Origin of the sequence: Vibrio cortegadensis (assembly GCF_024347395.1) — a bacterium.
GTDB classification, from domain to species: domain Bacteria; phylum Pseudomonadota; class Gammaproteobacteria; order Enterobacterales; family Vibrionaceae; genus Vibrio; species Vibrio cortegadensis.
Map to the genome: position 1 here is coordinate 1731615 of NZ_AP025472.1, position 13687 is coordinate 1745301.

Below are 13687 nucleotides of genomic sequence, written 5' to 3' on the forward strand. Positions count from 1 at the left end.
AAATGAGATTGGTGAGAATTCATAAGAGAGCGGCTTCCAAAAATCGTGAAGCGGATTTGACTCGATAAATGATAAGAGCCACACGATGTGGCTCTAGAAGTAACAATGTCGATGGTATGTATTGAGCATACTTAGTGTTGAATGCCTGTTGGGTTAGAGGCAAATTCAACATGATCATAAATATCAGATAGAGCTTTAGGTTTTCTCACTCTATACCGACGCTTAGGTTTAGTTTCGACACTTTGTTGTTCTTCCTCAAGTGCAAGTTCATGCTCTTTAGCTGAATCAACAAACTCTGGATTAGCCAATGCTTCTTGGCGTAAACGATTTACACGGTCTAATGTATCCCACAACATACTGCACCTCCAAGCTAACTGTTTATATAAACAGTATAGAAGTAACGGTTAGTTAGTCAATAATAAACACTGTATCTTTACACAGTACCCATCCAGCGGTACTGCTATTAATTAAATTAGCATAAAGAAAAAAAAGAGCCAATACCCTACATACCAAGTAGAATACGATTTCATTATACAGGTCATATAGGAAAACGGTTTGCAAACGTTAGAACAGCTTAGAAAGGGACAACTACAAGGGATTACCCGCCTCCAATTATCGGAAGAGTTAAAAGAGTTCCCAATAGAGATCCTTGAATTAGCTGAAACATTGGAAATATTAGATCTCTCCAATAATCAACTGAGACAGTTGCCAAATGAGCTATCTCAACTCAAAAATCTACGAATTATCTTCGCTTCTAATAACCTGTTTACTGAGCTTCCAGAAGTATTAGGCCAATGCCCAAAACTTGAAATGGTCGGATTTAAAGCGAATCAAATCAACCATGTTCCTTCAAACTCCCTACCAGAAACACTTCGTTGGTTAATATTAACGGATAACAAGATCGCTGAATTGCCTGATAGCCTAGGTAATAAACCAAGACTTCAAAAACTCGCTTTGGCTGGAAATCAACTGACCTCGTTGCCAAAAACTGTGAATCAATTGAACGCATTAGAATTGATCCGTTTATCCGCAAATGCACTAGCCGAGTTTCCTAAACAACTACTCGAACTTCCGCGCCTCGCTTGGATTGCATTTTCTGGAAACCCTTTTTGCCAACGAGAAAAAGAGTTCGAAACCGTTCCTCATGTCTCCTTTGAGGATCTGCAACTCAATCAAGTCTTAGGACAAGGTGCGTCTGGCGTTATTTCTCATGCTGATTGGAAAAATGCCTCCCTTGATCTGCCCGAAGAAGTTGCAGTGAAAGTATTTAAAGGGGAAATAACCAGCGATGGCTACCCAGAAGATGAATTGCAAGCGTGTCTACAGGTAGGAACACACGATAATCTCATCAAATCACTGGCTCAAATATCTGAACCAGCAGGCTTGGCTTTAGTTATGGAGTTGATTCCGAATAGTTTCTTCAATTTAGGTCTACCGCCTAGCTTACAATCTTGCACTCGCGATACGTTTGAAGATGGGTTTTCTCTTTCGATTGAAGAAATTTCTAAAATCGTCACTCAAATGACGGATGTTTTTCACCACCTACACCGCAACAAAGTTTGTCATGGTGATTTGTACGCCCATAACGTTTTGGTCAATGACTCAGCAGACATGATATTTGGGGATTTCGGCGCAGCATCTGTTTATGGTTACTTACCGCAACCTCTGCAACAGGGTATTTTTAACATTGAATTAAGAGCATTAGGTTTCTTTATTGAAGACTTACTGTCAATCTGCGATCAGCACCGTTCCGTTTCAAAATGCAAAGAGTTTCAAAAGCTCGAACAACGAGCAAAACAATACATTAACTAGTCAGCTAATTAGTTCATTAGTTCATTGGTTATGCTTATAAAAAACGCCAGCATACTTGCTGGCGTTTTAATTCAATTTGAAGCAAATCAGGACTTATAAAAAGTGCAGTGTCGCATTAACAGTGAATGAACCAATATTGTCATGCTTCATTTTAAAGTTTTGGTAGCTAGCGCCAACTGAAAGAGGACCAAATACAAAGTACTCAGCACCAACTCCATACATGATATCAACATCATCTTCACTAAAGCTTGAATCACCTTTAAGTTCGTATGAATGTAGACCACCTTTCGCGTAGATATGCAAAGGACCAAGATCAATACTTGGTTTAACAGCAATGTAAGCCGTTGTCGCATCGACATTTTTACGGTCTGCGCCATCGTATGACACGCTATCGAAAGAGCCTAAGTTCCACAAACCAGCTTCAATACCAATGATTGGAAGAAAACCAGTGCCAACATGGACACCGTAAGCAGTATCGCTTTCACCATCAAAGTCAGATTGACCACCAGAAACGCCACCGTACAACCAAGAATCAGCCATTACTGACGTAGATGCACCGATCAAAGCTAGAGCTAATAGTGTCTTTTTCATGTTTAACCTTCTCATTTAACATGGCAGTTAATTTAAATGGCGACATTTTGCCACCTAACTGCCAATAAATTGTTATTAACTTATAGTATGCAATATCTATACCTAACAGGCATCAATCGCATTTTTAATTCGTTTATCTGAAACCGGATATGGGGTTCCTAACTGTTGTGCAAAATAACTTACACGAAGTTCTTCGATCATCCAACGCACTTCTTTTACATTATCTGGCACAGCAATCCCTTTCGGAATCTTATTCAACAACTCTTTGTAGTCATTAGTGATCGATTCAATTTTGAGCATATGCAAACGATCTTTATTCGGATCGATTGGCAATTTTTCCATTCGTCGCTCAATTGCTCTCATATAACGAAGAATATCCGGGAGACGCTTCCAACCACATTCGGTAGCAAAACCTTTAAAGATGAGGCTTTCTACTTGAGCTTTTACATCAGAAAGCGCAAATGCCATCGTGAAATCAACACGTCCTTTCAGCTTTTTATTAATACTAAACGCGGTCGTTAAAATCGTCTCAACCTGTTCAGCGACTGCAACAACGGTATCGCCAAGTTCCGCTCGAACATGTTCTTTTAGTTGTTCAAACTGAGTTGGCTCCCAAACGATGCCACCTTTCTCTTCAATTAACTTATCAATACCACAAGCAATACAGTCATCAATCAGATCAAGTACTTTTCCATACGGGTTGAAGTACAAGCCAAGTTTCGATTTGTTAGGCAGATTCGAATGAAGATACTTAATCGGCGATGGAACATTCAGCAAAATAAGGCGACGTTGCCCCGCTCTCATTGCACTGACCTGCTCTTCTTCTGTCTCAAACAGTTTTATTTCAACACTGTCTTTAGTATCAACCAACGCCGGGAAAGCTTTAACATCAAAGCCGCCACGTTTTTGTTTGTATACTTTTGGCAGTTCACCAAAACTCCAAGTATGCAAACCTTGCTGCTCGATATCATCATCTGCAACTTGTGAAAGAGTCTGTTGAACTTTATCTTTCAGGCTCTCTTTGAGTTCATGCAGGTCTTTATTCTCTTTTAGCTTACGCTTACGATGGTCGACTGCACGGAATGTCACCTTCAAGTGTTCAGGGATCTGCTCTAACTTCCAATCTTCCCGTAGTACTTCTACTCCCGTCATGCGACGAAGTTCTTTTTCCATAGAATCAAGAAGTGGTGCTTCCATTGGCGTCACGCGTGAAAGAAATGCATCCGCATAGTTAGGTGCAGGCACAAAGTTACGGCGTAGCGTTTTAGGTAGAGACTTAATTAAGCTCACCACCAATTCATGACGTAAACCCGGGATCTGCCAATCAAACCCAGCTTGACTCACTTGGTTCAAAATCGGCAGTGGTACGTGAACGGTTACCCCATCGGTATCGTCGCCGGGTTCAAATTGGTAGCTTAATTTCAGCTTTAATCCATCTTGATGCCAAAAATTAGGATAATCCAAATCAGTAACATGACTGGCATCGCCACGGAACAGCATCTCTTTTTCAAAATTAAGCAGTTCGCGGTTATCTTTACTCGCTTTTTTCCACCAACTATCAAAATGACGTCCAGACACCACTTCAGTACTGACTCGCTGATCGTAGAAATCAAACAGCTCATCGTCATCAATCAAAATATCTCGACGACGAGATTTATGTTCTAACTCTTCAACTTCAAGCAGCAGTTTACGGTTCTGTTTAAAGAAGGCGTGTTTCGTTTCCCACTCTCCTTCCACCAGCGCACTTCGAACAAAAATCTCGCGGCTGACTACCGGATCGATAGGGCCATAATTAACCTGACGCTTCGGAACGATTGGGATCCCATAAAGCATCACTTTTTCATGAGCCATAACCGCAGCTTGCTTTTTAGACCAATGCGGTTCGCTGTAACTACGTTTTATCAAGTGTTGAGCAATCGACTCCAGCCATTCTGGTTGGATTTTGGCAATAATCCGTCCCCACAACTTGGACGTTTCCACTAATTCAGCAGAGACAATCCATTTAGGCTGCTTTTTAAACAAACCAGACGCAGGGAAGATGTGAAAGCGAGCATTGCGCGCACCTTGGTATTCATTTTTCTCTTGATCTTTCATACCAATATGAGAAAGCAGACCCACCAACAAAGCGGTATGGATATTTTGATAACTACCCGGTTCACTATTTAGCTTAGTGTCCATTTCACGCATCGCTTGATGAATTTGGAAATAGACATCTTGCCACTCACGAATACGTAAATAGTTCAGGTAATCTTTTTTACATTGGTTGCGGAATTGATTACTTGAAAGCTCTTTTTGCTGGGTTTTAATATGTTCCCAAAGATTCACAAAAGTAATGAAATCCGAGTCTTCATCAAAGAAGCGTTTATGTTTTTCATCTGACGCTTGTTTTTTCTCTGATGGACGTTCGCGAGGATCTTGAATCGATAATGCCGATACAATAATCATCACTTCTTTCAGACAGCCATACTTTGGTGCTTCAATCACCATTCGTGCTAAACGCGGATCGATTGGCAATTTAGCCAGTTGACGACCTATTGGTGTTAACTGTTTCTTAGGATCTGAAGTCCCTTTCTTAACTGCAGCTTTGATAGCGCCTAGCTCTTCAAGAAGTTTGACACCATCTTGAATATTTCGCTGATCGGGCGCTTCAACAAATGGGAAGGCTTGAATATCACCTAGACCCAGCGCGGTCATTTGTAAGATAACTGACGCTAAGTTCGTTCTTAATATTTCGGGATCGGTAAACTCAGGGCGAGATAAGAAATCATCTTCTGAATAGAGACGAATACAGATACCTTCCGTCACACGACCACAACGACCTTTACGCTGGTTAGCACTCGCTTGAGAAATCGCTTCGATTGGTAGGCGCTGAACTTTGGTTCGATAACTGTAACGACTAATACGTGCAGTACCAGGGTCAATTACATAGCGAATGCCCGGAACGGTGAGTGACGTTTCTGCCACGTTGGTTGCGAGTACGATTCGACGACCAACATGAGATTGGAAAATCTTATTCTGCTCACCAGCAGACAAACGAGCATACAACGGCACAATTTCCGTATCACGTAAGTTACGTTTGTTTAATGCGTCTGCCGTATCACGAATTTCACGTTCGCCGTTCATGAAAATTAGGATATCACCTAAACCTTCATCACAAAGTTCATCAACCGCTTCAAAGATGCCTTCCATTTGGTCACGATCTTGATCGCTGCTCTCTTCACCACCCAATGGACGATAACGCGTGTCTACAGGGTAAGTTCGACCTGATACTTCAATGATCGGCGCTTTATTGAAGTGATTGGAAAAACGTTCAGGGTCGATGGTTGCTGATGTAATGATAATTTTTAGATCAGGACGACGAGGCAATAACTCTTTCAAGTAACCCATGATGAAATCGATGTTCAAGCTGCGTTCGTGCGCTTCATCGATAATAATGGTGTCGTATTGATTTAAATAACGGTCATGTTGGATCTCGGCCAGCAAGATACCGTCAGTCATCAATTTGATTTGAGTGTTATCTGAAATCTGGTCGTTAAATCGGACTTTATAACCAACAAATTCACCCAGTTGGCATTCCATCTCTTCAGCAATGCGGTTGGCAACCGAGCGTGCCGCTAAACGACGCGGCTGCGTATGACCAATCAAGCCATATTTACCACGACCAAGCTCACTACATATCTTTGGAATTTGGGTTGTTTTACCAGAACCTGTTTCACCTGCAATGATCACCACTTGGTTCTCAGCAATCGCTTTGGCAATGTCATCACGTTTTTGACTAACAGGAAGAATTTCTGGGTATTCAATGGTTGGCTGATGAGAAATACGGCTTTGCGCCACCATCATTGATTTGGCGATATCTAATGCAATCTCATCAAATACCGCATGTTTGGATTTTTCGTTCTTGATTCTACTCGCGCCAGAGATTCGCTTACCTAATCGGAAGCGATCGCGCATCATACATTCGCTCAATGCTTTGCGTAATGATGTTGCGTTATTGGTGGATGCTGACGGGCTATTTGATGCAGAAGGATTTTTTTCTGCTTTGGGCTGTGACGAGGTCAAAGCGTGTCCTATATCTACTAACTAAAAACTGGCAAAATTATATCACAGCCAAACTATAAACAATCATACGATAACCCTTCCGCTCCAAATTAATCCCGTTACAACACAAAAAAGCGCGAATGTATTGAGCATTCACGCTTTTTTATAAGATTAAACGTCAAAAAATTTGCTAGAATTCATATTGAATGTAAATGGTATTGTAGTTGCTACCGCCTTTAATTCGCCCAAATTGAGAGGCATTTTCAAAGATGGCGGAACGATGGTGCAGAGAATACCCAAACCATACATTTTCTAGATCGGACTGGTTCACTGCATCTCCAACATTAATATCAAATGAGAAGTCTAAATAGTTCAATAGATGACTCGCGGTATACCCTTTCTCATCCATCTCGGTCTGTTCGATATAGGTTATGCTGTCGATGTAAGATAAGCCCTCAGCAACACCAAAACGCCACTTAATAGGCCAATCAAACGTGTAGAACGCTTTTATTGCGGCGATGTATTCCGTACTACCAGACTGAACCTTCGACGACCAGTGATGCGCGATACCAGGTGTGAAATAGATATCAATTGGCACGCCAAACACTTCGTCGGTCAACGGGTGACCATAAAAGACTGAAGTCAGTTGGTTATTATATTTATCTTTCTCGCTATTCAGCTTCATTATGTCGCCGATATTCGATGGCGTTGCCCAACCATGCGCGACTCGTAAATAAGGCTTATTGCTCAATTCCGGTTTTTTCGGTGCGGTTTTGTCGTTAAAAAATCCAAAACCTAGATAGAACTCACCTTGATAGCGGTCTTCAACAATCGATGAATTGAAAGCGTTGTCATCAAAGCGAGTGACACTAGTCGAACCAAGTAGATATAAATTTGAGATCACATGGTATCGGATATCAATGCCTAAATTAACATCAATTCCAGCGCCGATACTTTCACCAGTCACATCCTTAAATGCATAGTACTGACTGTTGAAATCAGCATCTTTATAACGAATTGTCGCTCTAGGAGATAGCTCCCAATCGCCAAATTCGTACTGACCGTTTAAGCGAAAATTGCTGTGGAAATGTAAGTCATCATCGGTCATCAACTCGCTATCAAAAGACCAAGTGTCATCAATTTTATATTGGAGTTGCACACCGAAGTCAGCGGTGTCGCCCTCATTGGCATTTTGTGCCGATTGCGGGATATCGATAAAGCGCATACGAGTTAACGCACTCACCCGCCAATCGGATTCTTCACTATTATATAGAAATACCCCGCCCTCAATACCATCGACAAAGACGTACTCATTCTCGAAAAACATCATAGGAACAAAGGTGCTGACGGTCTGGTCGCCTCCCGCTGTATCGAATGGGATACTGGTCGTGCGATACATCGCCGCAATTCCCCACTCTTGTTCTTCTGTACCCAAAGATGGGCAAGAAACCACCATCGCTAAGAGCGCGGTTAGGGCTCTACATTGATATTGTTTATGCATTATTCTTTTAAACCCTCGAACAAACAGCAGAATTCGTAATGATCCTTCAATTATTACCGATTTATACAATGTTTGCTTATGATTCAGTACGTTTCACCGTTACAATAAAGAATATTGTCCATCAGATGTAAGAAATGTGAAAGCTTCTGAATTAAAAAAAATCATCGAATCACTTCCTGAAGGTCACGACCCTGATATCGTTATGGGGGAAGAGTGGCTACCAGAAAGGCTCATCAATACTCAGTTAAATGAGAGTTTGTTATTTTTAGAGTTTGATAACGCTCCAGAAGAGACACAGGGAGATGAAGAAGGCCGTGGGTTTGTTGAACATGAAATCAATATGCTACGCAGTCGATTCGAACAATTACTGGATGAATCTAGCGACACCAAAACAAAAGCAGACGCCATGCTCGCTTTATTTTTAATGGGACATGAACTTTCTAGTTCAGATGTAATCGAAATCCTTGAAGATCCCGATAACAACTTAACGCATGACAATGGCTAGTACGCTAATAGCTAGTACGCCAATAGCTAGAACGTCACTGGTTAGTATGACAGTAGTTAGTACGACAATGACTAGTACCTAGGTTTGAGTATTCGACACCACCATTTTCATTTAGGAGTTCTGTTTGCCAAGCAAGACATCGACACTACCTTTCATTATTGCAGGGCCAATTTTACGCAAAACGACACCCTCTGAGATCACTTTATGGCTTGTCACCACTCAGCCCTTAAAAGCCAAATTCAATCTATACAACCCTGAGAACTCAACTCCTTTTTACACTGCCGATATAAGTACTGAAAGCCAAATACAAATTGGTTCGAAAGCATGGATTGTCCTCGCACACGTCAAAGGTCATTTCCCAACGGATACCGCTTTAGAGTATGACCTAATCACTCAAGACGGACCTTTAAGTCATAACTGTCCAACACTGTTGTACCCGAATGAGTCTCGCGTATCTTTCAGCATTAATAGCAAAGCCGATTATGTATTACACGGCTCTTGCCGTAACCCTCACCATTTTAGTCGAGACAGTTTAGTCGCTGCGGATTCAAAAGTAGCGACTCAAAGCATTGAAGATCGCCCTTCGCTTCTTATGATGAGTGGTGACCAGATCTACGCGGATCATGTCGCAGGACCAATGCTAGATGCCATTCAACAAGTGATTCATATACTTGGCTTGCCAGACGAAAACCTAGCATGCGACATGGTGCCAGACAGCCAATCACTCTATTCCTGTGCTGAAAATTTTTACCATCGTGATGCCATACTTCCTCATTACATTAAAGAAGATGGCTTACTTGCGAAATTTTTTCCTCACAAAGGGATCCCAATTTTCAGCTCGACTGAATGTGAAAACCATCTCATCACCTTCTCTGAATTTTTCGCCATGTATCTATTGGTTTGGTCTCCAACCTTATGGCAGCACGTTGACAGGGATAGGTTTCTAAACGCTAATTTCACTCAAGGTGGTCAGCAATTATCCCCTAAGTGGCAGCAAGTATGGCGAGACGAAACAAAGCATATTAATGATTTCGTTTCAGGACTGGGCCAAGTACAGCGTTTATTGGCACACATTCCCACTTATATGATTTTTGACGATCATGATATTACTGACGATTGGAATTTAACCGTCGGTTGGGAACATGCCGCTCAATCAAATCCGCTATCAAAACGGATTATCGGAAATGGGCTTATCAGTTATTGGTTATGCCAAGGCTGGGGAAATGCTCCTGAAAAGTTTTCGACGGATTTTATGGCCTATGCTCACCATTTTTTCAATCAACCAAATGACCAATCTCAAGATGACTTCATTTACTATTTAGATCGTTTTGAGCAATGGCATTATACCATCGACACTCAGCCTAAGATGGTCGTGTTAGATACCAGAACTCGTCGTTGGCGATCAGAATCTCGAATGAATAAACCATCAGGTTTAATGGATTGGGAAGCGCTCATTGAAATGCAACATGAACTCCTGCACCAGCCAGCCGTGATATTAGTCTCTGCTGCGCCTATGTTTGGCGTGAAGTTCATCGAAGCACTACAAAAAGGCATGACCAATATCGGGCAACCACTTGTGATTGATGCTGAAAACTGGATGGCTCACCCCGGCAGCGCCAATACTCTGCTGAGTATATTTACTCATACAAAAACACCAACCAATTTCGTCATTCTCTCTGGTGATGTTCACTACTCTTTTGCCTATGACATTAAGCTTCGTTTTAGGAAGTCGAGCCCGAACATTTACCAGATAACCTGTAGCGGAATAAAGAATCAATTCCCTGCCACCCTACTCAAATTTTGCGATGGCATGGATAGGCTGCTCTACAGTCCGCGCTCTGTGCTCAACTGGTTTACAAAGCGAAAGCGACTAAAAATCACCAAACGTTCACCAGACTCACAACGTTATTATCGTTTAGTGAATCAGAGTGCTATCGGTGAATTAATGCTGGATGCCGAAGGAAAGCCGAGCGACATATCCATACTAACTGGTGAAGGGAATCGAATCTCTTTTCCTCCGACAGATAATGACTAACCGCGCCGAATATGGCTGATACTCTAAAGTCAGAAAAAGGTAAAGTTTCGCAAAGCCCCTTGTGATTAAGCAAGATTGGCATTATTTATTAATAGAGCCCTTATTAACACTTAAAACAACAGAAGTCGTGAATGAACGGCTCACATTTATATTTTTTTGGAGCATTTACCATGTTTAATTCTCTCACCTCGCTTTTCAAACAACTTTTGGAAGGACAAGACCTTGGGAAGAATGCCAATGTCTCACCAAATTTAGCCATTGCATCACTACTTTGTGAAGTTGCAGGCGCGGATCATCAGATCAATGAAGCAGAACAACAAGCAAAACTCGGACTATTACAGCGTCTCGTTAACATTGATGCTCAGCAAGCCGCAGATCTGCTCGTAGAAGCGAACGAAAAAGTGAAGGAATCGGTCTCTTTATACGATTTCACATCACACTTAAGAGAGCTATCTCAAGAAAGACGTTTCGAATTAATCAAAGGAATGTGGGAAGTAGCGCATGCTGATGGGGAAATTGACCCGATAGAAGACTCGGTTATTCGCAAAGCAGCAGAATTACTTTACGTCGATCATAGCGAGTTTATTCGTGCGAAATTAGACGTGATTGGTAATAACTAATAGGTACTAAACACAATAGAAAATCATACCAACCTACAGCGGAAAAGGCTCATATTGTAGGTTGGATAACGTCATTCAACATAGTCAAAGAGGGATTTGGGCTAAAACATCGTTAACGCTAATTTTGCCAAGTTATACGCATCAACATAACCTGAATGTTGGCGACCTTCCCATTCAATATCTTTCGCTTCTTGCGCGGCTCTATGTCCAATTCGCTTCTCTTTCAAACGATTTTGCATTCGATACAAGGTCGCAAGGTTAATAAACTCACTAAATGGAGCATCTAACCCTTTGTCTTTGCACTCATTGAAAAGGATTTGATCATCTCTTCCCCATGATGCGTAAATTTTATTTGGGCCACCGAAATTCTTCAACATAGATTTTAAAACGTCAACCAGTGGGCGTCCTTGTTTCTCAATCTTACGTGGTGTAATTCCAGTTAACTCCGCACAAAACAGTGAGATCTCATCCTTTTCAGGTTTCACGTAATACTGCGCGCGTTTTACTATTTTACCTGTCGCAATGTCGATTTCAGCTAAGCCAATTTCGATAATTTCGCCCGTCGTTCCGACACCATCGTTGCTCCAGCAACACATCTCTAAGTCAAAACAAACAAGTCGGTTATGATTCATAATTGGCCTTTCTACTGCGTCTCGGAATTACGTTACTTTCATCGAAGACGGATTGTACCTGAGCCAAATGTAAACTTCGACCTCATGCGAGTTAAGTGCTCAATTAGGCTGCAACTGAGATACAATTTCGGCCATTTTCTTTGCTATGGTAAAGCTGACGATCGGCTTTGTGTAAAATATCTTCTAAACCTTCACCGGCATATCGCGCAGCGCCAATGCTGATCGTGCATGAAATCTCAATACCAGGAAAATACAACACACTCGACTCCACCGCTCGCCTTATGCTATCTAGATAATTCTTGAGTTCTTTCTCATCCGTCAACTGGCAAATAATGCTAAATTCATCACCTCCAACACGATAGAAACAATCCCCAGAATGCAGTTCTGATGTCACCGTATCTGAAACATGTATCAACATCTCATCGCCACACACATGCCCATGTTGATCATTAATAGATTTGAAATGATCGATATCAAAACTGACCAAACTGAAAGACTCTTTACGTTTCAGCATTTTCTTAATGTATCTATTGAACGCACGACGATTGAGCAAGCCGGTTAAACTGTCATGCTCAACAAGGAACTGAAGCTCTTTCGTTCGCTCTTTTAACATCATTGAGAGACGCTCTCTTTCTCTCGATTGTAGGCTACCAATATGAGCTAAAAGCAACGAGATCGTTAAGCCACCAAAAAATATACCCACTAGGACAACGGCATCGCTAATGGTAATTTTGCTTGGAAGTTGGAACTCAACAACCCATTCACGGTTATAAAGAGGAATTGATTTGCGGATCACATTGTCTTCAGCCGGATCCCAACTCTTACTTTCGTACATAATTGGCGCATCTTCAGACTCAAAACCGACATCAGTGACACGTATTTTCAACCCGTTATCAGAATCAATACGATGGACAAGGTGTTCAAAATACGGTGTCGTTCTAATGACTCCAATCACGACGCCCAATAAATCAAATGTCCCAATTTCGAAAACAGGAAAATAGACCAACATGCCATTTTTAGGCGCTGACTTATCAAAACTATCTTGTATTAATCTTACTTTATCTGAGATGTTTGGCTCACCCGCTTGACTGATTCCATCTAAAATCAGCTCAAAGCGTTTACGAGAAGGATAGAAACCAAGTAAACGTGCGTTTTCTCTTGTTCTTGGGTAGATATCCGTTGCAACATAGATTGGAGCGTTGTCCTCCAAAATATAACCATGAGTGACATCGCCATCCTTAGGTATTGTGTAGATACCAAATCCAGGAAATGTTTTCCCAACACGATCAATATGCTTTTCAATATCGTCAACTTCCACTTTCTCCATCCATTGCAAACCAATAAGGCTTTCAGAGTTTGCAATGGTATGTTTGGCAAAGATCGAAAATTTATCCCAATCACTTCTATCATTAGCACTGAAAAAAATTGCACTTGCGGCAATGTGTTGAATATCATTTTTTACAACGAACTGTAGAGACTGCACATGCCTTTCTGCTGCATCATTGAACGACGCTAGACGGTAAAATGTCTGCGCTTTATAACTTACAAATACACACACCAAAGTTACACTCATCGCGAGAATAAAAACAATCGTGCTAGATGAAAGTTTAGATAAAGAAAATATGTTGTTCCGACTGCTCATTTCACCACCCAAAATAGGCAAAAAATTAACTACAAACTATTTATAGTAAAAAACTGAGTTGTTATTCTTAAAATTATTCTATTTATATAACTGTCATTATATATGGGAATGCTTCAAAGACCCACATTTGTTGTCTTTTTAACCCAACAAGCTTAATCAATAAGTGTAAATGGCCATTTCTTCTAACCTTAGCCCTTGAATATGCTAGACTCAGCCCCTATTTTTTGGCTATGCATGGCAAAAAATAAGCCATTTTTGAGCGAGCCTTCGGTATATTACCGTCGATTTAAATGCCTTTATGCCAAACG

Annotated in this window: 10 protein-coding genes; 4 read left to right on the top strand and 6 right to left on the bottom strand. The window is 41.3% G+C overall.

The genetic code is table 11. From position 1 onward, the window contains the following. Positions 1-131 precede the first annotated feature (131 nt). Positions 132-356 carry a hypothetical protein gene (locus OCV39_RS08255; protein WP_017052744.1) on the bottom strand — a complete coding sequence of 75 codons (225 nt, stop codon included), beginning with the start codon at positions 354-356 and terminating at the stop codon, positions 132-134. A gap of 199 nt (positions 357-555) precedes the next feature. On the opposite strand from OCV39_RS08255, the gene OCV39_RS08260 reads away from it, so the two are divergent. Continuing rightward, on the top strand, positions 556-1812 hold the full coding sequence (locus OCV39_RS08260; protein WP_261888259.1) for a leucine-rich repeat-containing protein kinase family protein: 1257 nt from the start codon (positions 556-558) through the stop codon (positions 1810-1812). Positions 1813-1905: 93 nt separating this feature from the next. On the opposite strand, the gene OCV39_RS08265 is transcribed toward OCV39_RS08260, so the two are convergent. The 3 genes from OCV39_RS08265 to OCV39_RS08275 all read right to left on the bottom strand — a co-directional run bounded on the left by OCV39_RS08265 (position 1906) and on the right by OCV39_RS08275 (position 7900). After that, the gene (locus OCV39_RS08265; protein WP_017052746.1) at positions 1906-2403 is read right to left on the bottom strand and encodes a porin family protein; all 498 of its coding nucleotides are present in this window, start codon (positions 2401-2403) and stop codon (positions 1906-1908) included. A gap of 102 nt (positions 2404-2505) precedes the next feature. Continuing rightward, positions 2506-6465: an ATP-dependent RNA helicase HrpA gene (gene hrpA, locus OCV39_RS08270; protein WP_261888260.1), complete on the bottom strand. Its 3960-nt coding sequence runs from the start codon at positions 6463-6465 to the stop codon at positions 2506-2508. 169 nt (positions 6466-6634) lie between these two features. After that, positions 6635-7900, bottom strand: coding sequence for a MipA/OmpV family protein (locus OCV39_RS08275; RefSeq protein ID WP_261889497.1), 1266 nt, complete (start codon positions 7898-7900; stop codon positions 6635-6637). A 181-nt stretch (positions 7901-8081) separates the two neighbouring features. On the opposite strand from OCV39_RS08275, the gene OCV39_RS08280 reads away from it, so the two are divergent. The 3 genes from OCV39_RS08280 to OCV39_RS08290 all read left to right on the top strand — a co-directional run bounded on the left by OCV39_RS08280 (position 8082) and on the right by OCV39_RS08290 (position 11105). Continuing rightward, positions 8082-8450 (top strand): VC1380 family protein, encoded by a 369-nt coding sequence (locus OCV39_RS08280; RefSeq protein ID WP_136993843.1) that lies wholly within the window; start codon positions 8082-8084, stop codon positions 8448-8450. 124 nt (positions 8451-8574) lie between these two features. Further along, positions 8575-10485 carry an alkaline phosphatase D family protein gene (locus tag OCV39_RS08285; protein ID WP_261888261.1) on the top strand — a complete coding sequence of 637 codons (1911 nt, stop codon included), beginning with the start codon at positions 8575-8577 and terminating at the stop codon, positions 10483-10485. Positions 10486-10655: 170 nt separating this feature from the next. Next, positions 10656-11105, top strand: coding sequence for a tellurite resistance TerB family protein (locus OCV39_RS08290; RefSeq protein WP_017052751.1), 450 nt, complete (start codon positions 10656-10658; stop codon positions 11103-11105). 101 nt (positions 11106-11206) lie between these two features. Here the strand turns inward: OCV39_RS08290 and OCV39_RS08295 are convergent, their stop codons facing one another. Both OCV39_RS08295 and OCV39_RS08300 read right to left on the bottom strand, forming a co-directional pair. After that, the gene (locus OCV39_RS08295) at positions 11207-11737 is read right to left on the bottom strand and encodes a 3'-5' exonuclease (RefSeq protein WP_017052752.1); all 531 of its coding nucleotides are present in this window, start codon (positions 11735-11737) and stop codon (positions 11207-11209) included. A gap of 103 nt (positions 11738-11840) precedes the next feature. After that, positions 11841-13379, bottom strand: coding sequence for a sensor domain-containing diguanylate cyclase (locus OCV39_RS08300; protein WP_261888262.1), 1539 nt, complete (start codon positions 13377-13379; stop codon positions 11841-11843). Positions 13380-13687 lie beyond the last annotated feature (308 nt).

Excerpts from the sequence above, each read along its gene's own strand:
- OCV39_RS08275 (WP_261889497.1), bottom strand. The coding sequence starts at position 7,900 with ATGGTGGTTTCTTGCCCATCTTTGGGTACAGAAGAACAAGAGTGGGGA.
- OCV39_RS08265 (WP_017052746.1), bottom strand. The coding sequence starts at position 2,403 with ATGAAAAAGACACTATTAGCTCTAGCTTTGATCGGTGCATCTACGTCA.
- OCV39_RS08290 (WP_017052751.1), top strand. The coding sequence starts at position 10,656 with ATGTTTAATTCTCTCACCTCGCTTTTCAAACAACTTTTGGAAGGACAA.
- OCV39_RS08300 (WP_261888262.1), bottom strand. The coding sequence starts at position 13,379 with ATGAGCAGTCGGAACAACATATTTTCTTTATCTAAACTTTCATCTAGC.
- OCV39_RS08295 (WP_017052752.1), bottom strand. The coding sequence starts at position 11,737 with ATGAATCATAACCGACTTGTTTGTTTTGACTTAGAGATGTGTTGCTGG.
- OCV39_RS08255 (WP_017052744.1), bottom strand. The coding sequence starts at position 356 with ATGTTGTGGGATACATTAGACCGTGTAAATCGTTTACGCCAAGAAGCA.